Here is a 24307-nt window from a genome sequence, read left to right on the forward strand (position 1 = left end):
ATGGTGACGTTCGATGACCGGCTCGCCAGTGTGCCCTTGCCGGCTTCCGGGAGGCGAACTAATCCTGAAAACTTTGAAGCAGATTCGTAAGGTCTGATTCGGAATCCTTGGAGCAGGAGAGGACGACTGTGAATCTGCTGAGTGTCGATCCCTCGGGCCGCTTCACGTAAGACCATCGTCGACCCGCACGCCAGAGTGTCCTGAAAAATTCGTCGCGGGCAGCGTTGTCTTCGCGCAGAGCACGGTCTGCGGATCTTACGATCACGACATGGTGGTCTACTGAGAGCCATTGAAGATCCCGAAGGCAATCGTAGACGGCGTTCCAATTCCAGCCGAAATATTCGGGGAACTTCAATGACTCCTGGAGGTTTTGAAACGCCGAGAACTCGTCGGGAATTTCTTGCCCTTCCAGGTGTGCCACATAAAAGCGGCCCTGTATCGGGAGGAGCTCGTCGATCGGCACGCCGCCGCCCGTCGTGATGATATGCATCCATGGATCGATATGGATGGCGATTGCCTCTTCTTTCATTGCTCTGCCCATCTAGGACTTTCCGCAACAATGTACGTCTGATAGTGGGTTGGAGTATAGTATGAGGACCCATCGCTGCCGAACACCCATCGCTCGCCACCTGGTTCGGGGTTATCCGGAGACGGATAGGTCCCATATTCTTGGTATGTTATCGGATTGCCTGATGGGTCGTGAGTGGGGAGTCGGTATCCGTCGTTTTTCCCGTTGTTCTCAAACGGCTCCACCCACCACTTCGGTCCATGGAATCCCGGCCCACCCCACCATCCAAGATTAAAATTCTTCATGTCCTGGAGGACTATCATGGCCTCTTTCGGGATTGAGTCAGGCACCCAGCCCTTAAGTTTGCTGACGTTCCCCAAAGTTTTCCCTGGAGCGAACTCCTTGCAGCCTGACAGCCCGATGGGGTCAGCCCACGTGTGTGGATTGCGAACGTACGTCGCGGGGTTCGGGGCCGGGCTCAGCCCCAGCGGATCCGGGCTCAGGTAGCGAGCCGATTCCGGGTCGTAGTAGCGGAAGTAGTTGTAGTGGAGGCCCGACTCCGGGTCGAAGTACTGGCCGGGGAAGCGGAGCGGGGTGTACGCCGTGGCGTCGCGGTTCCAGGTCGTCGTGCCCCAGAGGGTCGTGCGGGTGCGCCAGGCCAGGTCGCCCGACTCGTCGACGAGTTCCGTCGGGGTGCCGATCAGGTCGGTGACGATGGCGAAGAAGCGTTCGTCGTCCGTGTCCGTGCGGCGTTCCGTCTGGGTGAGGGGGCGCAGCCCTGCGTGGTCCCAGGTCAGGACGATGTTCGCGGTCGTCTGCTCGCAGAGGGTCGCGCCGTCCCAGGTGAAGTGGATTGTTTCCAGATCCGAGTGCTTGGATGTCCGGCGGCCCAGCGGGTCGTACGCGTAGCGCCAGACCGTGCCGTCGGGTGTCGTCACCGACGTCAGCCGGTCCTCCGCGTCCCACTCGTAGCGCCAGGTGTCCGGCTTGCGGGACAGGCGGGTCCTCTGCCGCAGGACGATCCGGCCCTGGGCGTCATGTTCGTAGCGGACGGCGCCCGCGCGGGTGATGCGGGTGCCCTCATAGGCACGCGGGCCCGTCACGTCGTGGGCCGGGTGGGCGGACGGCCAGTCCGCCTCCGTCTGGTTGCCCGCCTCGTCGTACGCGTACCGCTCCGTCCACCGGTCCGCCCGCACCGCCGTGACCCGGCCGGCACCGTCGAGGTCGAAGCTGCGTGTGCCCGAGAGGCCGTCCGTGACGGAGACGAGCCCTCCGTCGGGACGGTAGTCGTACGCCCGATGCTGTAGACGGCCACCCCGGGACGTGACCTCCTGGGCCGTCAGCCGGCTCACCGCGTCGTACGACGACGTCAGCGACACGACGTCCGAGACCGTGCGCTCCACCTCCCGCCCCAGCGCGTCGAAGGCGAAGGCGAGTTCCCGGCCGGACGTGGTAAGCCCCCTCCTGCGGCCCGCCGCGTCGTAGGACCACGTGCTGACCGAACCGCCCGGCGTCGTCCTCCCCACCCTGCGGCCGAGCTCGTCGTACGCGTACGACAGCGTCCGGCCGTTGACGGTTTCCGACTTCAGACGGCCGTGGCGGTCCCGGAGGCGCTCCAGCCTCGCGTCCGGGTTCGTTGCCACCGCCAGTTCGTCGAAGACGTCGTACTCGTAGGTGCTGACCGCCCCTTCGGCGTCCTTGCGTACGATCCGGCCGAAAACGTCACGCTCCAACCGGACCGTCTGCCCCAGGCCGTTCGTGCGGGAGATCAGGCGGCCCGCCGCGTCATGCGCGTAGGTCAGGGCGCGGCCGTCGAAGTCCGTTTCGGAGGTGAGACGGCCCGCCGGGTCGTAGGCGTAGTCCCACGTGAGGCCCTGCGGGTTCGTCACCCGTGTCAGCCGCAGGTTCGTGTCGTGTGAGAACTCGTAGCGCACGCCGTCCGGGCCGGTCCGGGCCGTCAGCAGGTCGAAGTCCGTGTACTCGAACCGGGTCACCGAGCCCATGGCGTCCGTGTGGGACAGGCAGTTGCCCTCGCCGTCGTACGTCCACGACTGCTCTGTGCCGTCCGGTTCCGTGCGCCGGGCCGGTTTGCCCTCGACGGTCCATTCGAGGCGGGTCACCGAGCCCAGCGGATCGGTGATGGTGACCGGACGGCCGAAGCCGTCGCGTTCGTAGTGGACGGTCGCCCCGAGCGGGTCGGTGATCGTGACCGGCAGGCCGGCGCCGTCGCAGCGCAGGGCGGTCGAGTGGCCGAGCACGTCGGTGATCGTCGTCAGGTGGCCCTGCGCGTCGTACGCGAAGCGGGTCGTCGCCCCGGCGGAGTCGGTGACCGAGGTGCGGTTGCCCTTCTCGTCGTACGTCTGGCGTACCACCGTGCCGTCCGCGCCGCGCACCCGGACCGGCAGGCCCAGCGCGTCGTACTCGGCGGATATCTCGCGGCCGTCCGGTCTCACCACTGCACTCAGCCGACCGCCGTCGTCGTAGGTGAAGCGGGTGACGTGGCCGAGCGGGTCCGTGCGGGACAGGAGCCGGTTGTACCGGTCGTACTCGGAGCGGACGACCGCCCCGAGGGGGTCGATCTCGCCGACGACCTGCATCCGTTCGTTGACGAGGAAGCGGGTCGTGTGGCCCAGGCCGTCGGTGACGGACGTCTGCCGCAGACCGGTGTCCGCGTCCATGTCGTCCCAGGTGAAGTGGGATTCGAGGTGGCCGTTCGAGCCCGACTGGTACACACAGCGGTGGCGGTCGTCGTAGACGTAGTCGAAGTGGCTTCCGTTGGTGTCCGTCCAGGACGTGATGCGGCCCAGTTCGTCGTAGCCGAAGCACAGGGGCCGGCCCGAGGAGTTGGTGACCTCGGTCAGATGGCCGTCCGTGTAGCCGTAGCGGAGGATCTCCTGGTCGGTGCCGTCGGGGGCGGCGCCCGCGAGGTGGAGGGCGGTGACGCGGCCTTCGGAGGTGGTGAGCCTCAGGTGGTAGCCGCCGTGGTGGACGATCGAGGACGGGGCGCCGGCTTGGTCGTACTCGAAGGTGGTCCAGCGGCCGTTGCGGTCGTCCAGCTGGGTCAGCAGGGCAAGGCCGGCGCCCTGCTCGGTGAAGTGCCGGACGAGGCCGGTACCGGGATCGGTGACGGTGTAAGTGTCCCCCGCGCGGTCCAGGGGCCAGCGGCGGCCGTGGGTGGGCATGACCGGCACCCCGGGCGCGGGGTGCGGGTAGGCCAGGAGGCTGCCGTCCTCGCAGACGAACACGACCCCTTCGGAGTCGATCTCCAGGCGCTGATCGATGGTGCTCGACCACGTCGGGCCGAACCATCGGCCCGCGCGGTAGGACGACTCGAAGGTTCGGGTGAAGCCCAGCGGTAAGGAGCCCGGCAGAGTGACGTCCGTCTGCGGCAGGATCATCCTGCCCGTCGCCATGTCGACGGGGTCTCCCTTGCACTGCCGGTCAGTGCACTGGCGTGACCTGTCGTGCGGATCCTCGCTGTGCCCGGCACGCCCCTTGCCGACGCCGTCCGGGGTGTTGTCCGCGCCCTTGCGGGCGAGGGACTTCAGCCCACCGGCGCCCCTGGTGCCGACGGCCTCCGGGGCCAGCCGGCCCCAGAACTCGCTCGGGTCCTCCTGGAACGCGTCCCATGCGCCCTTCACCGCCCGGTCGGGGTGGGCCGCGCTGGTCACCGCCCCGGCCAGCGTCATGTTGACGTTCTCGTAGTACTCGGCCGGGTGCGTGCGGTTGTACCCGTCGAGAGGGTGGAGCGAGCGGACGAAGTTGGTGAGACCGACCGTGCCTTTGACCGCTCCGCCCACGAAGTGCACCGTCTCGATGCCGTTGCCCATCGCGCGGTCCAGCAGGTCGAGCTTGGCGCGCTCCATGGCGGATTTCTCGGCGGGGGCGTGGGCGAGGGCCGCGGTGACGACCTGGTTGGCCCTCTCGGCGGCCGCGTCGCGCTGGCGGCGGGCGTTGTCGAGGATTTCCTGGGCCTGGTCGCGCAGCGCCTGGCCCGGGTCGGTGAAGGGAGCCGGTTCCGGCAGTGGCGCGTCGCTGGTGCGTGCCGTGTTGTAGGCGTCGACCTTCTCGTTGTGCGCGTCGACGGCCTTCCGCGAGGTTTCGTTGCCCTGCTTGAACAGGGCGATCGCTTCCCTGGCCATCCCCTGTGCCGCGGTCACCGTCGCGGCGTACGCGGTGAGCGCTGCGGCCGCGGCCTCGAAGGCGTCCGCCGCGTGCAGCCAGTCGGTGGGCAGGAGCTGGAACTTATCCCGGAAGGTGTCGGCGGCCTCGCCCTTCCAGTGGGCGGAGTCCAGTCCCTTCATGCCGGCGCCGACCATGTTGAAGGCCGCGCTGAAGTCGCGCAGGTTCTTCGCACTCGCGGTGATTTTGGACGCCTGGCCGTGGACCAGCTCACCGGCCTCCTCGCTCTGGCCGAGCTGCTTCTCACCGACTTCCGCTCCCAGCGCGGAGGCCGCGCTGTCGCCCCAGTCGGTGACCGACTCGGCGATGCCTTCCGCGCCGACGTGGTCCAGGACCTCCCCCAGGGCATCGGTGCCCTTGTCGATACCCACGCCGACGACCTTCTCGCCGGCCTCCCAGGCGTCCCCCAGCTTCCCGAGCCAGTCCGTCATCTACTCGCTCCCCCAAGCCGGCCGCTCGCCTCGCTCGATCGCCTCCCGGGTGGGGCCGAACGTCTCGCGCATGCGCTCGTCCACGGCCTCACGCAGCGCCGGGTCCAAGGCACCGCTGTTCTCCATCGAGTCCAGAGCGGCGTCCTCGAGGTCGTAGCCGGTGTCCTTCCACGTCTGCTCGACGTTCCGGTGCGCCGCCGCCATCGACTCCGGGCTGTAGTCCGCGTTGTCGCCCGTCCTCTGGGACTTGATGTCGTCCCAGTCCTTGGCCTTGACCTCGTCCTCGCTGAGGTGCGGATTGCCGTTCAGCCCATTCACGGCGATCTTGACGGTGTCCTTGACGTACTGCTCCTGCTCGTGGAAGGCCCCCGCGGACAACCCGATGGCCGAGACGAAGCCGTTGCCGCGCTGCATCAGCTCCCGGACACCCCACTCCCAGCGCTCGCAGAATGTCTTGAACCCGGCGGTCAGTCCCGCATGACCCAACTCCAGGCTGGTCAAGGTCAGGTCGGAGAACCCGCGACCGGTGGTCGCCTCGCCGATCATGCCGAGGTCCTTGAGTTCCCCGTGCGCCTTGTCGATGCCTGCCGCGATCAGCCGGAAGCCGGCATTCGACGCCGCGAGATCGGGATCCGTACCGCTCACTGCTTCCCCCCGAGTTCCACCACCGCCGCGTCCGGCACGATGCCCTCCACCGGCGGGAACACCACGCCGTCCTCGCTGCCCGCGTCCAGCGCCACACCCGCCGGTACCCCCAGCTTCGGCACCAGCACATCCAGCAGCCGCGCCCCCAGCACCGCCCGGTACTCCCACTCCCGCCCGGCCTCACCACGTGCATGTGCGAACCGTGCCAGCGTCTCCTCGTTCGAGAACGCGCAGATCCACCGGACCCCGCCGTGTTCGGCGATCCAGGGACCCCCGTGCGGATCGACCGGTACCAGCACGGCCGTACGCCGGAACTCGCCCAGCAGGGCGGCGAACTCCCGCCGCGCTGACGTGAGGGAAGGCGGTTCGAGTGGTGTGGAAGGCGCCGGCGCCGGACACCTCGGTCCGTCCAGCAGATCCGCCAGCCGCGAGGGCCGGCCGGATGGCGACTCGTCCGCTGTGGTCATGTCCCCGTTCACGGTCACGACGGGGATCATCACACGGTCGGATTTTCGATTGCAATGAGTTGTCTCGGAAACGGCTGGATGCAGTACCGCCGCACTGCCGCACACGACAAGACCGCCGCCCTCCGGGGAGGGCGGCGGTCGTGGTGGTGGGGCGGGGGGACGTCAGTCCTTCTTCGGGTCCTCCAGGCGCGGGAAGAGCACCGCGCCCTTCGTCACCGTCGCGCCGGCGGGCAACTGCCCCCACGTGGCGGCGTCCTGCACCCGCTGCCCGGCCAGGGCGCCCAGGGCCGGTTCGGCGCCGAGCGAGTCCCAGAGCTTCTGGGAGGTGTCCGGCATGATCGGGTTCAGCAGGACGGCGACCGCGCGCAGGGACTCCGCGGCGGTGTAGAGGATCGTCGCCAGGCGGGCGCGGCCCTCGTCGGACGTGTCCTTGGCGACCTTCCAGGGCTCCTGCTCCGTGATGTAGCCGTTGACCTGCTTCACGAAGTCGAAGATCGCCAGGATGCCGCCCTGGAAGTCCAGCTCCTCGCCGATCTTCCGGTCCGCCTCGGCGACCGCCTTGGCCAGGCCCTCCCGGACCGCCTGCTCGGCGTCACCGGAGGCCGTGGCCTCCGGCAGCGCGCCCTCGAAGTACTTGCCGACCATCGCCGCCACGCGCGAGGCGAGGTTGCCGTAGTCGTTGGCCAGCTCGGAGGTGTAGCGGGCGGTGAAGTCCTCCCACGAGAAGGAACCGTCGCTGCCGAACGCGATCGCCCGCAGGAAGTACCAGCGGTACGCGTCCACGCCGAAGTGCGAGGTCAGGTCCTGCGGCTTGATGCCCGTCAGGTTCGACTTCGACATCTTCTCGCCGCCGACCATCAGCCAGCCGTTCGCCGCGACCTTGCCCGGCACCGGCAGACCCTGCGCCATCAGCATCGCGGGCCAGATCACCGCGTGGAAGCGCAGGATGTCCTTGCCGACCAGGTGCACGTTCGCCGGGAACGTCTCGTCGAACTTCGCCTGGTTCGAGCCGTAGCCGACGGCCGTCGCGTAGTTCAGGAGCGCGTCGACCCACACGTAGATGACGTGCTTGTCGTCCCACGGGATCGGGATGCCCCAGTCGAAGGTCGACCGGGAGATGGACAGGTCCTGGAGTCCCTGCTTCACGAAGTTCACGACCTCGTTGCGGGCCGACTCCGGCTGGATGAAGTCCGGGTTCGCCTCGTAGAACTCCAGCAGCTTCGGGCCGTACTCGCTCAGCTTGAAGAAGTAGTTCTCCTCCTTGAGGATCTCCACCGGCTTCTTGTGGACCGGGCACAGCTTCGTGCCGTCCTCCGCCTCGATGAGATCGCCGGGGAGCTTGTACTCCTCGCAGCCCACGCAGTACGGGCCCTCGTACCCGCCCTTGTAGATCTCGTCCTTGTCGTACAGGTCCTGCACGAATTCCTGCACGCGGTCCGTGTGCCGCTTCTCGGTGGTGCGGATGAAGTCGTCGTTCGCGATCTCCAGGTGCTCCCAGAGGGGCTTCCACGCCTCCTCGACGAGCTTGTCGCACCACTCCTGCGGAGTGACGTCGTTCGCTTCGGCCGTGCGCATGATCTTCTGACCGTGCTCGTCCGTGCCGGTGAGGTACCACACCTTCTCGCCACGCTGACGGTGCCAGCGCGTGAGCACGTCGCCTGCGACGGTCGTGTAGGCGTGGCCCAGGTGAGGAGCGTCGTTGACGTAGTAAATGGGGGTCGATACGTAGAAAGCCTTCACGCCTTCGTCCCCCTGCTTCTCGGATCCAGTGGCCGCCATGGTCGAAATCCTATCCGCCGCCGCACGCTGTCCTCACCTTCGTATCGAGGGGGGAGACGCCCGTGGACGCCCCTGGAGGCCCGGAGAGATCCGCGAAACACCGGCCGGGGGAGAGTGGGGGGATGCGCGTATTGGTTGCCGAGGACGAGCGGGTCCTCGCCGAGCTCGTCGCCACCGGGCTGCGCCGGGCCGGCTTCGCCGTCGACACCGTCCACAGCGGGGACGCCGCCCTCCAACACCTCGGGCTGTACGACTACGACGTCGTGGTCCTCGACCGGGACCTGCCCCGCGTCCACGGCGACGAGGTGGCGCGGCGGACGGTCGCCGCGGGCGCCCGCACCCGGATCCTCATGCTGACCGCCGCTGCCGGGACGGAGGACCGGGTCGCGGGCCTGGACCTCGGCGCGGACGACTACCTCGGCAAGCCCTTCGAGTTCCCCGAGCTGGTGTCGCGGGTGCGTGCCCTGCGGCGGCGCAGCGCCCGGCCCCTGCCGCCCGTCCTGGAGCGGCACGGGATCCGTCTGGACACCGTGCGCCGCACCGCGGAGCGCGACGGGCGGGACCTGGAACTGTCACCGAAGGAGTTCGCCGTGCTGCAGATCCTGCTGGAGGCGGACGGCGCCACGGTGTCGGCCGAGGAGCTGCTGGAACGGGCGTGGGACGCGCACGCCGACCCGTTCACGGGGGCCGTACGGGTGTGCATGAGCAAGCTGCGCGCGAAGCTGGACGGGCCGCCCCTGATCCGCACCGTGCAGGGCGTGGGGTACGCGCTGTGAGCCGGCCCGGGAGCGGGACCGGGAGCGGGACCGGGGCTGGGGCTGGGGCTGGGAGTGGGACCGGGGCCTGGGCCGGGGCTGGGAGTGGGACCGGGGCCGGGAGCGGCATCGGGATCGGGGCGGGGTCCACGATCCGGACCCGTATCGCGCTGGTCTACGGTGCCGTCTTCCTGGTGCTCGGCGGCCTGCTGCTCGGCGTCGTGAACCTCCTCTCCCGTGCCGGGACGCGGGACGAGGCCCACGCCATCGCCGAGGCCCAGACCGGCGGCGGAGCCTTCGAGGTGCACCGGCTCACCGACACCGTCAGCCGCGCCGCGTCCGAGCAGCTGCTGATCTGGTCCGGCGGGGCGCTGCTCGTCATCGCGCTGTGCGCGGTGGCCGTCGGCTGGTGGACCGCCGGGCGCGTGCTCCGGCCGGTGCATGAGATGACGGCCCGGGCGCGGCGGCTGTCCGAGCGCACCCTCCACGAGAGGCTCGCCGTACGCGGCCCCGACGACGAGCTGAAGGAGCTGGGCGACACGATCGACGCGCTGCTGGGGCGGCTGGAGGCGGCGTTCGAGAGCCAGCGGAGGTTCATCGCCAACGCGTCGCACGAGCTGCGCACCCCCCTGGCCACGCAGCGCGCCGCGATCCAGGTGGGCCTGGACGACTCGGTCGGCGTGAAGCAGGTGCTGCTCGACAGCAACCGCGGCAGCGAGCGGCTCATCGAGGGCCTGCTGCTCCTCGCACGCAGCGAGCGGGGGCTGGAGCAGCGGGAGGACGTGCCGCTGGGAGAGGTGGTGGCGGAGGAGTGCGAGGCGTACGGCGTGACCGCTCGCGTGTCCGCACGCGTCGTCGCCGGGGCCGGGGCCGGGGCCGGCGCCGGCGGTGGGGGTGGTCGCGGTGGCGGGGAGGTCGTCGTCCGGGGCAGCCGGGTGCTGCTCGCGCAGCTGACACGCAACCTGGTCGCGAACGCGGTCACGTACAACGTGCCGGGCGGCCTCGTGGACGTGGCCGTGGACGTGGACGCGGCCGGCGGCGTGCTGACGGTCGCCAATACGGGACCGGTCATCGCGGACGCGGACGTACCGGGGCTCTTCGAGCCGTTCCGGCGGGGTGAGGGTCGGGACCGGACGGGGCCGGGGGCGGGCCTCGGTCTGTCCATCGTGCGGTCGGTCGCCGTGGCGCACGGCGGGACGGCGACGGCCGTGGGCCGGGACGGCGGGGGCCTGGTCGTGACGGTGCGACTGCCCGTCGCCGACCAGGCCCCGGTGGCGTCCTAGGCGGACCAGTCCGCGAGCAGCGCGCGGTAGAAGGTCGCGTGCGGTACGTCGCGGGGAGCCGGGCCCGCGTGGAAGAAGCCGGCGTTCTCCGCCTGGAGCTTGCGGAGGTAGTCGAACGCCTTCGAGTCCTCCTCGCCGAACGCCACGAACTGCCACTGGATCCGGCCGTTGCGGGCGGCGGCGTCGGCGAGGGCCTGGGTGGCGGCCGTCTTCGACTCCGGGGCGCCGTCCGTCTGGAAGACGACGAGCGCCGGGCGGTCGGACGCACCCGACTTCTCGTGCAGGTCCAGCACCTCGTTGATCGCCCGGTCGTAGTTGGTCCGGCCCATCCGGCCGAGGCTGCTGTGCAGGGCCTCGATCCTGCCCTCGACGTCGTCCAGGGTGACCTCGCCGGTGCCGTCGACCTCGGTCGAGAAGAACACGACCGGGACGGTCGGGGTCTCGCTCCCGTCGAGGTGCGCGGCGAGCGCGAGTGCCTGCTCGGCGAGGTGCTGGGCGCTGCCGTCCTTGTAGTACGGGCGCATGGACCCGGACCGGTCGAGCACCAGGTACACGGCTGCGCGCGCCCCGGTGAGCCCGCGCTTCTTGAGGGCGGCACCGGCAGCCTTGTACGCCTCGACGACCACGCCGCCCTGCGGCGCCCGCGCCTTGACCCGCGCCAGACTGTGCGCCGGCTTGCCCTGCGGGGCGTCGCCAGTGGGGGCCTGCTCTTCGGCCGTGATCTGCTCGTCGGTGGTGGCCGACTCTTCGGTGCCGGCGGGTGCGGCTGCCGCTACGGCTGCAGGTGTCGGCTTCTCGGCGGATGCCGGTTCCTCGGCCGCTGCCGGCTTCTCCGTGGATGCCGGTTCCGCCGCCTGCGGGGCCTCTTCGGCGGGGGCGGGGGTTGCTGCCGGTGCCTCTGCCGCGGGCTTTTCCTCCGCAGGCTCTTGGGCCTTCGGAGCCAGGGCGGGCTCCTCCACCTCGACAGCGACGGGCTCGGCGTCGGCAGGGGCCTCGCTTTCCGGGGCTCCGGCCTGGGGGGCTTCCGCCGGGGCGGGCTTCTCGGCCTGCGGCTCTTCGGCTACGGCGGGCGTCTCAGCCTCGGTGGGTGTCTCCGCCTCAGGGGCCTTCTCGGGCTCCGGCTCCTCCGCGTCAGCGGATGCTTCCGCCGGGGCGGCCTTCTCGGCCTGCGGCTCCTCGGCGAGAGCTGACGCCTTCGCCTCAGGGGCATTCTCGGGCTCCGGCTCCTCGGCTACGGCGGGCGTCTCAGCCTCGGTGGGTGCCTCCGCATCAGGGGCCTTCTCGGCCTCCGGCTCCTCCGCGACAGCGGGCGCCTCCGCCGACGCCGCCGCCTCGGCGGGCTTCTCCGCAGCAACCGCCTCCGCCTCCGGCCCCGCGGGCTTCTCCGCCGTGGCCGCGTCCGCGGCCGAGGAGGCGTCGCGGGCCGCGGGGACCGTGGTGCGGCGCGGGCGGGGGGCGTCGAACGCGGCAGCCACCAGGTCCGCGGCCGCCTGTTCCGCCGAGGAAGGAGGTGTCTGGGACGGGACCGTCGCCGAGGGCACCGCCCGCTCCGTCTGGGGCGGGACGGAGGGGGTGGCCGCCGACTCGTTTCGCTCCGCACGGTCGCGTCCAAACACCTTGCGCAGCAAGCTCCGAATGCCCATGGGCGAGGCCTTTCGCATGTTGGGTGCCGTGTATGTCCGTACTGCGGGAATCATCCCCGGCCAGGGCGGACACGTAAGGTTAGCCGCCCCGTGTGGCGCCGAAAGGCAAGGGGCGATCGCGTCAACCCCGCCCCGGACGACCCACATTCATGCATCGTTCATCTTTTCGCCGCCGGTCTGCTCATATGCGCACCTAACGTCCTCGCCGGACCACATTCCACCAGGAGGACGACGTGCGCAGACTGCTGCCGCTGCTGAGCCCCAACTCGCACGGGGGCGGCCGGTCCGCCCTCACCTGCCGCTACCGCTGCGGCGACGCCTGCTTCCACGAGGTGCCGAACACCAGCGACAACGAGTACGTCGGTGACGTCATAGCCGGGGCGCTGTCGCGCCGTTCCGTGATGCGCACCGCTGCCGCCGTGACCGTCGCCGCCACCGCCGGGACGGCCGTCGCCGTGCAGGGCGGGCAGGAGGCGGTCGCCGCCGAGCCCCGCGCGACCGGCCGCACCACCAGCCCGACCGGCGGCGCCCGAGGGCTGCGCTTCGCGCCCGTCGCGCCCAACAAGGACGACAAGGTCACCGTGCCCGAGGGCTACGCGCAGAGCGTCGTCATCCGCTGGGGCGAGCCCATCCTGCGCGGTGCGCCCGCCTTCGACGCGGACAAGCAGACCGCGAAGGCGCAGGCGGGACAGTTCGGTTACAACAACGACTTCCTGAGCCTGCTGCCGCTCCGCGGCGAGTACGGTCGCCAGCTGCTCGTCGCCAACCACGAGTACACGGACGAAATGCTGATGTTCAAGGGGTACGACCCCGAGAACCCGACCCGCGAGCAGGTCGAGATCGCCTGGGCCGCGCACGGCCTGTCCGTGGTCGTCGTGCAGGAGGAGCACCGCTCCGGCAAGCTGTCGCCGGTCACGCGGCACCCGCTCAACCGCCGCCTCACCGCCACCAGCGAGTTCGAGCTCACCGGCCCCGCCGCGGGCAGCGACCTGCTGAAGACCGGCGCCGACCCGGCCGGCCGCACGGTCCTCGGCACCCTCAACAACTGTGCCGGCGGCACCACCCCGTGGGGCACCACGCTGCACGGCGAGGAGAACTTCAACCAGTACTTCGCCAATGGCTCGTCCGCCACCGACAAGCGGTACGGGATCGGCTCCGGCGCCACCGAGCGCAAGTGGGAGCGGTTCGACCCGCGCTTCGACGTCCGGCAGGAGCCCAACGAGCCGCACCGCTTCGGGTGGGTCGTCGAGCTCGACCCGTACGACCCGGACTCGACGCCCCGCAAGCGCACCGCGCTCGGCCGCTTCAAGCACGAGGCCGCCCAGCCGCGCCTGACCGCCGACGGCCGGCCGGTCGTCTACATGGGCGACGACGAGCGGTTCGACTACTTCTACAAGTTCGTCTCGTCGAAGCGGATGATGAAGGGCAGCTCCCGGCGGGCGCGCGAGCACAACCTGACGCTGCTCGACGAGGGGACGCTGTACGTCGCCAAGCTGACCGGTGACAGCCCGCAGGACATCGACGGCACCGGCAAGCTGCCGAACGACGGCGAGTTCGACGGCTCCGGCGTGTGGATCCCGCTCGCCACCGGTGACGTCAGCCACGTCCCCGGCATGACGGCCGACGAGGTGTACGTCTTCACGCGCCTGGCGGGCGACAAGGTCGGCGCCACCAAGATGGACCGCCCGGAGGACGTCGAGCCGTCCCCGCGCACCGGCCGTGTGTACGTCGCGCTGACCAACAACTCCAACCGGGGCAAGCCGGGCCAGCCCGGCGCCGACGAGGCCAACCCCCGCAACCTCAACAAGCACGGCCAGGTCCTGGAGCTGGCCGAGCACTGGGACGACCCGGCTTCGGACGGGTTCGCGTGGCGGCTGTTCCTCGTCGCGGGCGACCCGGACGACCCGGCCACCTACTTCGCGGGCTACCCGAAGGACGCCGTCAGCCCCATCTCCTGCCCGGACAACGTCGCCTTCGACCCGTACGGCAACCTGTGGATCTCCACCGACGGCAATCAGCTCGGCTCGCACGACGGCCTTTTCGCCGTCGCGACCCAGGGCGAGCGGCGCGGTGAGCTCAAGCAGTTCCTGACCGTGCCGGCCGGCGCCGAGACGTGCGGGCCGATCATCCAGGAGCGGCGCGTCGTCGTCGCCGTGCAGCACCCGGGCGAGATCGACGGCGCGTCCGTCGAGAAGCCCGCCTCGGTGTGGCCCGACGGCCCGGGCAGGATCGTCCGCCCGGCGGTCGTCACCGTGTACCGCAAGGACGGCCGGAACATCGGCGTCTGAATCAGGGGGGAGTCACGAGGTGGCGCGGGCCGTTCCCCCGCGCCACCTCGTGTACTGCTCCGCCGGGTCACCGGTGTACGCCCACGGGACCCACGACGCCCGCGCCCCGAGCAGCCCGAACAGCTCGCCGTACACCTCGGGCAGCCCGGCGTGGACGGCCGCGTGCGTCAGGTAGTTGAGCGGTTCGACCTCCTCCGGCCGCACCGGGCCGGGCTGCCGCCCGCCGATCCACCGTTCGCGCGTGCGGCGCACCTCGGTGGCCGCCAGCTCGTGCTTCCAGTGCTGGTCGAAGCCGCGCACCGGACCCTGCCCCTGTGCCCCTTCGGCGACGTACCGGTACTCCTCCACCCGCGCGACCTGCACCAGCACCGGCAGGTGCGAACCGGGGGGCGCCGCGCCCGCCGCGTCCCGCGCGAAGTCGTACATCGCGCCGTGCGTGCCGTGCCACCGCGCCGACCAGTAGCGCAGCAGCTGGATGTGGCCCTCCAGGTTGTCCGGGTCGCGCGCCCGCAACTCGTCCCACCAGCCCCGCAGCCGGCGCCGCCCGACGCCTCCCTCGTACAGCCGTGCCACCGTCAGCAGGGACACCCACGGCATGGGGTCGGCGGGCCGCGCGTCGGCGGCCGTCAGACAGGCCATGACCGTGGCGTCGAGCCGTCCCCGGTCCACCGCCGCGCCCCGGCCCGCGGCGATCGCCGCCGTGAAGAGCCGTACCACCTCGGTGGCGGCCCGCAGCACCGCCGCGTCCGGATGGTCCGGCTCGGCCGCCCGCCACGCCTCGGCCACCGCGCTGCCGGCCGCGGCGTGGGCCAGCAGCCGCAGCCGGTGCGTCCGCCGGGGCCAGTCCTCGCCCGTCGCCGCCAGCAGGTCCCGCACCCCCTGCCAGCGGCCGATAACGATGTCGTGGCGGGCGTCGGTCAGCGCCCGGTCGCCGAAGTCGGGGTCGAAGTCCGGCCGGAACCGCGGCGGGCGGCGGCGTGCGGCCCCCATCAGAAGTCCGTCGCCAGCGGCTCGCCCGGGGCGGCCCCGCCCCGCCGCCCCGGCACGGCGTACGGGTCGGCCGCCGCCATCGCCCGCGCCGCGTCCAGCCGGGCCGGGCGGTAGTACGTGCTGCCCCTGCGCCAGTACCAGAGCATCGGGACGAGCCCGGCCCCCAGCCCGCCGAGCCCCACCGCGACCGACGCGCCGCTCAGCTCGCCCAGCGACTCGAAGAAGATCCAGAACATGAACGCCGCGCCCAGCACCGGCCACACCCCGCCGAGCAGGAACTCCCGCACCGAGCCGAGCAGCACTCCGCGGTACGCCACCACCGCCGCGACCCCCGCCAGCCCGTAGTAGAACGCGATCTGCAGGCCCATCGCGTGGACCGCCGCGCGCAGGATGTCGCCCACGGACCCGAGCGCCGTCGCCGCCGCGAACAGCGCCAGCGCCACCGCCCCGACCACCGCGATCGCCACCCACGGCGTGTTCCAGCGGCGGTGCACGGTGCCGAGCGCGGCGGGCATCGTACGGTCGCGGCCCATCGCGAACAGCGACCGGGTGACCTGGATCAGCGTGGTCTCCAGGGTCGCCACGGTCGACAGCAGCACCGCCAGGACCAGCAGCTTCCCACCACCGCCCGGCCAGATCGCGTCACCGAGCAGGGCGAGCACGTTCGCCCCGCCCGAGGCGGCCTCGCCGGCTCCGAGGATGATGTTGACGGAGATCGTGAACGCCTCGAAGAGGAGGAAGACCACGCCGAGACCGACGAGCGCCGCGAACCCCGCGGTGCGGCGGCTGTCGCGGGTCTCCTCGCTGAGGTTGCTGGTGACGTCCCATCCCCAGTAGTAGAAGGCGGCGATCAGCGCGCCGGACGCGAACCCGGACACGCCGTCGAAGTGCCCGAGGCCCAGCCACGACCAGTCGAAGGCGGCCGCGGCGCCCCGGTGCAGCAGCGCGCCGAACAGGAACATCAGCAGGATCAGCAGCTCCACGGCGGTCAGCAGGAGCTGCGCCCGTACGGTGAGCCGGGCACCGGCCAGCACCACCGACAGCATCAGCAGGAACCAGCCCGCGCCGACGGCGGTGGCCGGCCCGATGGCGGCGGCGAGGGCGGGGTCGAACAGCGCGAGCGTCAGCTGACCGGCGGGGAGGGAGCCGGCCACCATGAAGAGGGTGGCGGCGACCACCAGCGCCCAGCCGCACAGGAAGCCCAGGAACGGGTGGAGCGTACGACCCACCCAGGAGTAGCCGGCGCCCGCGTTGACGTCGATCCGGCCCAGGCGCCCGAAGGCCAGCACGATGCCGAGCATCGGGACCGCGCAGTACAGCAGCGCCGCGGGCGCGGCGTGGCCGACCGCGCCGGCCAGCACGGCGGTGGTCGCGGCCAGCGAATAGGCGGGGGCGCTCCCGGCCACGGCCATCACGATGGTGTCGCCCGTGCCCAGGACATTGGGCTGGAGCCCCCGGGGAGTGCTGCTGCGCATGGCGAATGTCCTTGGATGGCATGGCATATGGCGGTAGATCAGGAGCAGTTCTGCACGCGTGGATCGTGCGCATCGTAGTCGGGCGGGGGCGGAAGGGTGAGGGCGCCCGGAGGGCTCTCCTCGGGCGTCCCGGTCCCCGCAGTTCAGGGCTGTGGGGAGGCGATCGCGCGGGCCGCCCGCACCTCCTGGCGCAGGGGTGCGAGGACCCCTTCGTCATCGCCCTCCAGCTCCGCCCGCACCTCCACCAGGACGTGGCTCGTGCGCAGTCCGGCGGCCAGCTCGCGCAGCTGCCCCTCGATGTCGGAGACCTCGACGGGGGCGGGCGGCGCCGCGCCGTGGTCGACGCGGACCCGGGCCGCCGTCGTGGCGTCCACGATCCTTTCCACGGCCACCACCAGGGGCCACCAGGCGGCCGCACGGGTGCCGGTGGGCGGTGGTTCGGTCAGCGCGCGCTGGAACTCCGTGCGGACCGCCGACAGGTCCCGGTACAGGCGGCGCCGGGCCCGCAGCCGTGCGGACCGGTCCTGGCCGGCGTCCGGGCCGAAGGCGCGGACCACGTAGCGGGCGGTGTCGGCGACCGTGTCCGCGAGGCGGTCGCCGATCCGGGTGCGCCAGCTCTCCGGCCACAGCAGGTAGCCCGCGAGGAGGGTGATGGCGCAGCCGAGGAGGGAGTCGTACAGGCGCGGCAGGACGAGGTCGAAGCCCTCCCGGTTCAGCCAGTCGGACAGGAGCAGGATGACGGGCGTGATGGCGGCCGTCTGGAAGGCGTAGCCCTTCGCGGAGAACGCCGGGATCAGCGCGGCCAGCACCATCATCACCGGCACGTCCCACCACCCGCGCGGCACCTCGGCGAGCACGACGGCCGCGATGGCCAGGCCGCCCACGGTGCCGAGCGCGCGCAGCACGGCCCGGGAGAAGACGGACCCGAAATCGGGCTTCAGGACGAAGGTGACGGTCAGGGCCACCCAGTACGAACGCGGAACGGCGATCAGCGAGACGAGGGACTGGGCCGTCCCGATGCACAGCGCGAGGCGCAGCCCGTACCGCCACGACGCACCCGAGAACAACACGTTGCGGGTGGTGCGCCGGATCCGGACGACCAGCCCGGCGGGGCGGCCGAGCCGGTCGTCGACGTTGTACGGGCCGGGCTCGGCGCTGTGGACGACGGTCGCGGCGTGGCGCAGGGCGTGGTCGACCGCCCGCTCGGAGGGGCCGGAGGGGTGGGGCAGGCCGTGGGGCAGGCCGGGTGGCGCCGCCGCGGTGGCCCCGTCCGTCTCGACGGCCGTGGCGAGGTCCCGTACCGCCGCCGGGACCGCGGCGGGGAGCGGGCGGCCGCGCTGGTGCGCCGCCGGCGCCGCCTCGACGATCGGGATCACCGCGTTGAGCTGCGCGAGCTGGCGCACGAGCGTCGGGTTGCGGCCGTGGTCGCGGGCGCGGCGCGCCAGGACCAGGTCGTACGCGGTGTTCAGGGCCCCGGTGACCGCGGGGCGCAGGTCGTCGTACGCCGGTGTGCCCGCCGCCGCGAGCAGGTCGGCGACCGCCCGGTAGGTGGCGGCGACGGCCCGCCGCTCGGGCACGCCGCCGCGCAGCGGCCACCCGAGGAGGGTGAGCACGAGGACCACCGCGCCGCCGAGCGTCAGCAGCAGCGGCGCCGTCCACCACGGGCTGGGCATCGGCAGTCCGGCGCCGACGACGGCGTTGAGGAGGAGCAGCAGCCCGGACACGGACGCCACGGCACCGATCGAGGAGATCATGCCGGAGGCGAGCGCGATCAGGGTGAGGACCGCGACGGCGAGCAGGCCCTCGCCGTGGACCAGCGTGCCGAGGGTCACGCCCAGGGCACCGAAGAGCTGCGGCACGGCGATGTTGAAGACGCGCATCCGGTACGCGTCGGCGGTGTCGCCGATCACGCCGGACAGCGCCCCCATGGACACCAGGGCGCCGTACAGGGGCCGGCCGATCGCGATGCCGACCGCGAGGGGCGCGGCGAGCGCCACCGAGGCGCGGGCGACGGCCGCCCACGGGACGGGCGCGGACTCGGGCCGCAGCCCGCGCATCAGCCACTCGGGCGGCGCGAGCCGTACGGTGCCGGGCCGTGCGGTGTCGGGCCGTGCGGTGTCGGGCCGTGCGGTGTCGGGCCGTGCGGTGTCGCGCGCGCCTGCCGCGCCACCGGTCGGCGGCTCGGCAGGCCGCGTCACCGGCGCATCCGGTGGCGGCGGGTCGTGTGCGGACGGGCCCCGCTCCGGGGGTTCCGGTGCGGGTGGGCCCTGTGCCGGCGGTTCCGGTGGCGGCGGGTCGTGTGCGGGCGGATCCTGTGCCGGCGGGTCGTGTGCCGGTGGGTCCGGTGTCGTGGGGTCCGGTGTCATGGGTAGCGGTGCCGGGGGATCAGGTGCCGGGATCAGTACGCCTCGGCACGGGGCGGGCGGACCGTCGCGCCGTCCGGGCCCTCGCCGGCCCGGTGCCCGGCGACGGGCGCTCCGCCGCGGCCGGGGACCTGCTCGTCGTCCATGGCCTCCCCTTGTCCATGCCCTCCACCTTCCCGGATCAGCGGTGGGCGTGCAGGTCGAGTTCGACGAGCAGGGCGCGGTGGTCCGTGCGCGGCACGTCGAGGAAGCGGGCGCCGCGCACCGAGAGGTCGTCCCCGCCGACCAGCACGTGGTCGATCTGCGCGTACGGCGGCAGGGGCCCGGCCCCCTGCGGCCACGACGGGGTGCGGAAGGCCCCGGCCAGGCGCGCGGCATCGTGCAGGGCGCCCGCGTCGAGGACGGCGCGGAAGGCGGCGTGGTCCTGGGTGGCGTTGAAGTCCCCGGCGACGAGGAGCGGCCCGCCGTGCGCGTGCCGGGCGGCGTCGTCGCGCAGCAGCCCCAGCTCCCGCTTCCAGACGGCGACCTGGCCGGGCAGCGGAGGCATCGGGTGGGCGAGCCGCAGCCGCACGTCGCGGCCGGCGACGCGTGCGACGGCGCCCGGCATGCCCATCACCGAGGGCAGGGCGGGCCCGGACGTGAGCGGGTGGGCGCTGAGGATCAGGGACCCGGTGGAGCCCTCGCCCGCCACCTGCGCGCGATGCGGGTACGCCGCGCTCAGGGTCCGGGCGCAGGCCGGGTCGCACTCCGTGACGAAGACCAGGTCGGGCCGTTCGCGCCGGATCACCCGCAGCAGTTCGTGCGTCGCACCGCCGAACTCGACGTTGGCGGCGAGGACGCGCAGCGGCGCCGCGACCGGGCGGCCCTCCGCAGGGGTCGAGGCCGGCCCGTACGGCCGGCTGTACCAGGCGGTGACGGCGAGCAGGACGGCCGCCCAGCCGGCCAGGACCCGGCACCGGGCCGCGAGGGCCACGAGGAGGCCGAGCACCGTGGGGAGGGCGAGCCAGGGCAGGAAGGACAGGAGCTGCGGCACGGGCGTCACGGCGTCGATCCCGACCACGCGGCACCCCACGACAGCGGTGATGCCGATGAGCACCGCGCCGACCGTCCGGGCGGCGGCGTGGCGGTGGCGGAGCACCCGGGAATTCTGGCACGCCCGGCTCCCCGCGCGACCGCCGGCTGATCCACTTGCCGGACCGCGGCGGCGGGTGTGCCCTGGGGTGATGGGGAGGGGATGAGCGCGGCCGAGGGGGGAGGAGCGGGAAGGAGCTCGCCATGTCCGCACACACCACGCTGCCGGGCCGGCATCGCCGTTCGGTGGAAGGCCCCCCGGGACGCACGCGCGGTCACAGCCGCGCCGGCTGGATCGTGCCCCTCGTCCTCGCGGTGCTCTACGGCTTCTACGCCCAGAACATCGAGCGCGAGGGCTCCATGGTCACCGTGGGGCAGGCGATGCTCGGTGTCGTGAGCGGCCTGGTGTTCGGCGTCCTGTGCCACCTCCTGTGGCGCTACCGCGGCCGGCTGCCCCGCGAACTGCGGGCGGTGGCGTTCGGCTCGCTCGCGGGCCTCGCCGTCGGGTGGCTCTACAGCCTGAGCGGCAACAGCGTCCTGACGGTGGCGGTGGTGTCCCTGATCGTCGGTGCGGGGGTGGGGTGCGCGGCGTTCTACGTGTTCTACACGCACGAATAGCGACCGCGCGGCGGCTTCGGCGGACGCGACGGCCCCGGAGGTCCGGCGGGCGCGGTTCCTCGGCGGGCCCGGTGGGCGCGGCAGCTCCGCGGTCCGGCGGCTCGGCAGGTCCGGCGGCTTCGACGGACGCGGCGGCTTCGACGGACGCGGCGGCTCCGGCGGACGCGGCGGACGCGGCGGGCGCCGGTCGGCAGACCCCCGGAGCGGTCAGGCACCGTCGGGGCCGCGGCGGAGAGTGGCCGGGTGCGGCGGGGCCGTCTCCGGGACCCCCGCGGGCCGCAGGGCCGCGAACTCCGCGCGCAGCACGGGCACGACCTCCTCGCCGAGCATGTCGAGCTGTTCGAGGACGGTCTTCAGCGGCAGCCCTGCGTGATCCATCAGGAACAGCTGGCGCTGGTAGTCGCCCGCCACCTCCCGGAAGCCGAGGGTGCGTTCGACGACCTGCTGCGGCGAACCGACCGTCAGCGGGGTCCGGGCCGTGTACTCCTCCAGGGTCGGCCCGTGCCCGTACACCGGTGCGTTGTCGAAGTACGGCCGGAATTCGCGGACCGCGTCCTGCGAGCGGCGGCGCATGAAGACCTGGCCGCCCAGGCCCACGATGGCCTGCTCGGGTGCGCCGTGCCCGTAGTGGGCGTACCGCTCGCGGTAGAGCGTGACCATCTGCCGGGTGTGCTCGGAGGGCCAGAAGATGTTGTTGTGGAAGAAGCCGTCCCCGTAGTACGCGGCCTGCTCGGCGATCTCCCGGGACCGGATGGAGCCGTGCCAGACGAACGGCGGCACCCCGTCCAGCGGCCGCGGTGTGGCGGTGAAACCCTCCAGCGGCGTACGGAAGTGCCCCTTCCAGTCGACCACCTCGTCCCTCCACAGCTTGTGGAGGAGTCCGTAGTTCTCGACGGTGAGCGGGATGCCCTGGCTGATGTCCTGTCCGAACCACGGGTACACCGGCGGGGTGTTGCCGCGCCCCAGCATCAGGTCGACGCGCCCGTCCGCGAGGTGCTGGAGCATCGAGTAGTCCTCGGCGATCTTCACCGGGTCGTTGGTGGTGATCAGGGTCGTGGACGTCGACAGCACGAGCCGGCGGGTGCGGGCGGCGACGTACCCGAGCAGCGTCGTCGGGGAGGACGGCACGAACGGCGGGTTGTGGTGCTCACCGGTGGCGAAGACGTCCAGCCCGACCTCCTCCGCCTTGAGGGCGAGGGTGACCATCGATCTGATCCGCTCGTGCTCGGTCGGGGCACGGCCGGTGGCCGGGTCGGGTGTCACGTCGCCGACCGTGAAGATCCCGAACTCCATCGCGCTCACACCTCTCGCTTCCCGGACGCGGGCGCGTTCCCCCGGCGATCCGCCTGTTCGCGCCCCGCACCCGCGCGGGCTCCGGCGCAGCTTCGCCGGCTGCTCCTCCACCTTGGCGAACCCGCGCCGAAGCAGCCACCGGAACGCCACCGGAAAGCCACTGGTGGGACCCCCGGACACCACCGGGTAGGGTTCCGGCCCGTGAGCAGCCCCATACCCCCCGTCGCCCCGGGCACCGTCCCCGTGACCGTCGTCGGCATCGGCGCGGATGGCTGGGCCGGGCTCGCCGACGCCTCCCGCGACGCCCTGCGCACCGCCGAGGTCGTCATCGGCGGTGACCGGCAGCTCGCCCTCCTTCCCCACGACGCGTGCCGCGCCGAGCGCGTCGCCTGGCCCTCGCCGCTGCGCCCCGCCGTGCCCCGGCTGCTCGACGAGCACGCCGGGCGCACCGTCGCGGTACTGGCCAGCGGCGACCCCATGTTCTACGGGATCGGCCGCGCGCTCGCCGAGACCGTCGGCCCCGAGCGGCTGCACGTCCTGCCGCACCCGTCGTCCGTCTCGTACGCCTGCGCCCGCCTCGGCTGGCCGCAGGAGGACACCACGACGGTCACGCTGGTCGGCCGGCCGCTCGCGTCGCTGGCCGCCGCACTGCACGACGGCCGGCGGCTGCTGGTCCTCGCCGCGGGCGCGCGGACGCCCGGCGAGGTGGCGGAGCTGCTGCGCGAGCGCGGGTTCGGGCCCAGCCGCCTGGACGTGCTGGAGCAGCTCGGCTCGGAGCGCGAGAACCGGCTGTCCGGCACTGCGGACACCTGGCAGCACCCGCCCGGCGACCCCCTGAACGTCATCGCCGTCACCTGCGTGCGGGCCGGCGGCGCGCTGCGGCTGGGAGCCGTGCCCGGCCTGCCGGACGCGGCCTACGACCACGACGGCCAGCTCACCAAGCGGCACGTGCGCGCCGCGACGCTCGCCGCGCTCGCGCCCGCGCCGGGCGAGCTGCTGTGGGACGTGGGCGGCGGCTCCGGCTCGATCGGCATCGAGTGGATGCGCACCCACCCCTCCTGCCGCGCGATCACGGTGGAGCGCTCCGCCGGACGCGCCGACCGCATCGCCCACAACGCGGAGGTGCTGGGCGTGCCCGCACTGCGGGTGGTCACCGGGGCCGCACCTGGGGCCCTGGCCGGTCTGCCCGCGCCCGACGCGGTGTTCATCGGCGGCGGCCTGACCGCACCCGGGCTGCTGGACGCCTGCTGGGACGCCCTGCGCCCGGGCGGGCGGCTGGTCGCCAACACCGTGACCCTCGAGTCCGAGGCGGTGCTCGCCGATCGCCACCGGCGGTACGGCGGCGAGCTCGTACGGCTCTCCGTCGCGCACGCCGTCCCGGTGGGCGGTTTCACCGGCTGGCGCCAGGCCATGCCGGTCACGCAATGGTCCGTAACCAAGCCTGGAGAAGTTCCACGATGACCGTCTACTTCATCGGGGCGGGCCCCGGCGCCGCCGACCTCATCACCGTGCGCGGCGCCCGTACCCTCGCCTCCTGCCAGGTGTGCCTGTACGCGGGCTCCCTGGTGCCGCGCGAGCTGCTCGCCGAGTGCCCGCCGGACGCCCGGCTCGTCGACACCGCCCGGCTCGACCTGGACGCGATCACCGCCGAGCTGGTCCGCGCCCATGAGGAGGGCCACGACGTCGCCCGGCTCCACTCCGGCGACCCGTCCGTCTTCAGCGCCGTGGCCGAGCAGATGCGGCGGCTCGACGCGGCCGGCATCCCCTACGAGGTCGTCCCGGGCGTACCGGCCTTCGCCGCCGCGGCGGCCGCGCTGAAGCGGGAGCTCACCGTGCCGACCGTTGGCCAGACCGTGATCCTGACGCGGATCGCCGAGCAGGCCACGCCGATGCCGCAGGGCGAGGACCTCGCGACGCTGGGCCGCAGCGGCGCGCTGCTGGTGCTGCACCTGGCGGCCCGCTACGTCGACCGGGTCGTCGCCGAGCTGGTGCCGCACTACGGCGAGGACTGCCCCGCCGCCGTCGTCGCCATGGCCAGCCGCCCGGACGAGGTCGTCCTGCGGGGCACGCTCGCCGACATCGCTGCCGCCACGAAGGAGGCCGGCATCACGCGCACGGCGGTCATCCTCGTGGGCCGCACGCTGGGCGCGACCCAGTTCCGGGACAGCCACCTGTACTCGCCGGAGCGCGACCGGCACGTCTGCTGACCACGGTCGACCCCGCACACCTCGCCGACCTCGGCGCCGTCCCGGTCCCGGCCGGGGTGGGTGAGCTCCTGCCGCCCCGGTCGAACGTCACCACGGAGCCGAGACCGGGTGGTCGCTTCCCGCCGACGTCACCCGACCTACGGTGGGTGCGACCGGAGGTATCGGCCGGGTGCGACCGGAGGTATCGGCCGGGTGCGACCGGAGGTATCGGCCGGGTGCGACCGGAGGTATCGGCCGGGTGCGACCGGATGCATCGGCCGGGGGTGGACGGGATCCAGGCCGGGAGGGGCCGAGAGGGTCCGGGAGGGC

17 protein-coding genes are annotated in these 24307 nt (G+C 72.5%); 6 read left to right on the plus strand and 11 right to left on the minus strand.

Annotation, left to right across the window (positions count from 1 at the left end):
• Positions 1-58 precede the first annotated feature (58 nt).
• The 5 genes from IH00_RS40110 to metG all read right to left on the minus strand — a co-directional run bounded on the left by IH00_RS40110 (position 59) and on the right by metG (position 8012).
• Positions 59-529, minus strand: coding sequence for a barstar family protein (locus IH00_RS40110; protein WP_158827773.1), 471 nt, complete (start codon positions 527-529; stop codon positions 59-61).
• Complete coding sequence (locus tag IH00_RS0110830) at positions 526-5121, minus strand: putative T7SS-secreted protein (RefSeq protein ID WP_031072126.1); 4596 nt, start codon at positions 5119-5121, stop codon at positions 526-528. Before IH00_RS0110830 ends, IH00_RS40110 begins: the two co-directional genes overlap by 4 nt.
• The gene (locus IH00_RS0110835) at positions 5122-5766 is read right to left on the minus strand and encodes a hypothetical protein (protein WP_031072128.1); all 645 of its coding nucleotides are present in this window, start codon (positions 5764-5766) and stop codon (positions 5122-5124) included.
• Positions 5763-6251, minus strand: a complete 489-nt coding sequence (locus tag IH00_RS37215; protein ID WP_234334815.1) for an SseB family protein — start codon at positions 6249-6251, stop codon at positions 5763-5765. The genes IH00_RS0110835 and IH00_RS37215 overlap by 4 nt, the downstream gene beginning before the upstream one ends.
• Positions 6252-6395: 144 nt before the next feature.
• Entirely contained in the window at positions 6396-8012 is a 1617-nt protein-coding gene (metG, locus tag IH00_RS0110845) for a methionine--tRNA ligase (RefSeq protein ID WP_031072132.1), read from the minus strand.
• A gap of 122 nt (positions 8013-8134) precedes the next feature.
• On the opposite strand from metG, the gene IH00_RS0110850 reads away from it, so the two are divergent.
• Complete coding sequence (locus IH00_RS0110850) at positions 8135-8788, plus strand: response regulator transcription factor (RefSeq protein WP_031072134.1); 654 nt, start codon at positions 8135-8137, stop codon at positions 8786-8788.
• A 173-nt stretch (positions 8789-8961) separates the two neighbouring features.
• The gene (locus IH00_RS0110855; RefSeq protein ID WP_234334816.1) at positions 8962-10050 is read left to right on the plus strand and encodes a sensor histidine kinase; all 1089 of its coding nucleotides are present in this window, start codon (positions 8962-8964) and stop codon (positions 10048-10050) included.
• On the opposite strand, the gene IH00_RS0110860 is transcribed toward IH00_RS0110855, so the two are convergent.
• Entirely contained in the window at positions 10047-11693 is a 1647-nt protein-coding gene (locus IH00_RS0110860) for a VWA domain-containing protein (RefSeq protein WP_031072137.1), read from the minus strand. The genes IH00_RS0110855 and IH00_RS0110860 overlap by 4 nt on opposite strands.
• A 233-nt stretch (positions 11694-11926) precedes the next feature.
• Here IH00_RS0110860 and IH00_RS0110865 point away from each other — a divergent pair, with 233 nt between their 5' ends.
• The gene (locus IH00_RS0110865) at positions 11927-13981 is read left to right on the plus strand and encodes a PhoX family protein (protein ID WP_031072139.1); all 2055 of its coding nucleotides are present in this window, start codon (positions 11927-11929) and stop codon (positions 13979-13981) included.
• Positions 13982-13993: 12 nt separating this feature from the next.
• Here IH00_RS0110865 and IH00_RS0110870 read toward each other — a convergent pair whose 3' ends face one another.
• The 4 genes from IH00_RS0110870 to IH00_RS0110890 all read right to left on the minus strand — a co-directional run bounded on the left by IH00_RS0110870 (position 13994) and on the right by IH00_RS0110890 (position 19947).
• The gene (locus tag IH00_RS0110870) at positions 13994-14971 is read right to left on the minus strand and encodes a hypothetical protein (protein WP_031072141.1); all 978 of its coding nucleotides are present in this window, start codon (positions 14969-14971) and stop codon (positions 13994-13996) included.
• The gene (locus IH00_RS0110875; RefSeq protein ID WP_031072143.1) at positions 14971-16446 is read right to left on the minus strand and encodes an APC family permease; all 1476 of its coding nucleotides are present in this window, start codon (positions 16444-16446) and stop codon (positions 14971-14973) included. The genes IH00_RS0110870 and IH00_RS0110875 overlap by 1 nt, the downstream gene beginning before the upstream one ends.
• 143 nt (positions 16447-16589) lie before the next feature.
• Positions 16590-18503 (minus strand): FUSC family protein, encoded by a 1914-nt coding sequence (locus IH00_RS0110880; protein WP_031072144.1) that lies wholly within the window; start codon positions 18501-18503, stop codon positions 16590-16592.
• 487 nt (positions 18504-18990) lie between these two features.
• Complete coding sequence (locus tag IH00_RS0110890; RefSeq protein ID WP_052411311.1) at positions 18991-19947, minus strand: endonuclease/exonuclease/phosphatase family protein; 957 nt, start codon at positions 19945-19947, stop codon at positions 18991-18993.
• A gap of 137 nt (positions 19948-20084) precedes the next feature.
• On the opposite strand from IH00_RS0110890, the gene IH00_RS0110895 reads away from it, so the two are divergent.
• A complete protein-coding gene (locus IH00_RS0110895) occupies positions 20085-20498 on the plus strand; it encodes a hypothetical protein (RefSeq protein WP_031072149.1) in 414 nt (137 codons plus the stop codon).
• Positions 20499-20705: 207 nt separating this feature from the next.
• Here IH00_RS0110895 and IH00_RS0110900 read toward each other — a convergent pair whose 3' ends face one another.
• Complete coding sequence (locus tag IH00_RS0110900) at positions 20706-21791, minus strand: LLM class flavin-dependent oxidoreductase (RefSeq protein ID WP_031072151.1); 1086 nt, start codon at positions 21789-21791, stop codon at positions 20706-20708.
• A 201-nt stretch (positions 21792-21992) separates the two neighbouring features.
• On the opposite strand from IH00_RS0110900, the gene IH00_RS0110905 reads away from it, so the two are divergent.
• Both IH00_RS0110905 and cobM read left to right on the plus strand, forming a co-directional pair.
• Complete coding sequence (locus IH00_RS0110905; protein WP_052411312.1) at positions 21993-23252, plus strand: bifunctional cobalt-precorrin-7 (C(5))-methyltransferase/cobalt-precorrin-6B (C(15))-methyltransferase; 1260 nt, start codon at positions 21993-21995, stop codon at positions 23250-23252.
• Entirely contained in the window at positions 23249-23998 is a 750-nt protein-coding gene (gene cobM / locus IH00_RS0110910; protein ID WP_031072155.1) for a precorrin-4 C(11)-methyltransferase, read from the plus strand. Before IH00_RS0110905 ends, cobM begins: the two co-directional genes overlap by 4 nt.
• Positions 23999-24307 lie beyond the last annotated feature (309 nt).

This window comes from Streptomyces sp. NRRL S-118 (assembly GCF_000716335.1).
Classification (GTDB): domain Bacteria; phylum Actinomycetota; class Actinomycetes; order Streptomycetales; family Streptomycetaceae; genus Streptomyces.

Excerpts from the sequence above, each read along its gene's own strand:
- IH00_RS40110 (WP_158827773.1), bottom strand. The coding sequence starts at position 529 with ATGAAAGAAGAGGCAATCGCCATCCATATCGATCCATGGATGCATATC.
- IH00_RS0110830 (WP_031072126.1), bottom strand. The coding sequence starts at position 5,121 with ATGACGGACTGGCTCGGGAAGCTGGGGGACGCCTGGGAGGCCGGCGAG.
- metG (WP_031072132.1), bottom strand. The coding sequence starts at position 8,012 with ATGGCGGCCACTGGATCCGAGAAGCAGGGGGACGAAGGCGTGAAGGCT.
- IH00_RS0110850 (WP_031072134.1), top strand. The coding sequence starts at position 8,135 with ATGCGCGTATTGGTTGCCGAGGACGAGCGGGTCCTCGCCGAGCTCGTC.
- IH00_RS0110860 (WP_031072137.1), bottom strand. The coding sequence starts at position 11,693 with ATGGGCATTCGGAGCTTGCTGCGCAAGGTGTTTGGACGCGACCGTGCG.
- IH00_RS0110870 (WP_031072141.1), bottom strand. The coding sequence starts at position 14,971 with ATGGGGGCCGCACGCCGCCGCCCGCCGCGGTTCCGGCCGGACTTCGAC.
- IH00_RS0110875 (WP_031072143.1), bottom strand. The coding sequence starts at position 16,446 with ATGCGCAGCAGCACTCCCCGGGGGCTCCAGCCCAATGTCCTGGGCACG.
- IH00_RS0110880 (WP_031072144.1), bottom strand. The coding sequence starts at position 18,503 with ATGCGCGGGCTGCGGCCCGAGTCCGCGCCCGTCCCGTGGGCGGCCGTC.
- IH00_RS0110895 (WP_031072149.1), top strand. The coding sequence starts at position 20,085 with ATGTCCGCACACACCACGCTGCCGGGCCGGCATCGCCGTTCGGTGGAA.
- IH00_RS0110900 (WP_031072151.1), bottom strand. The coding sequence starts at position 21,791 with ATGGAGTTCGGGATCTTCACGGTCGGCGACGTGACACCCGACCCGGCC.
- cobM (WP_031072155.1), top strand. The coding sequence starts at position 23,249 with ATGACCGTCTACTTCATCGGGGCGGGCCCCGGCGCCGCCGACCTCATC.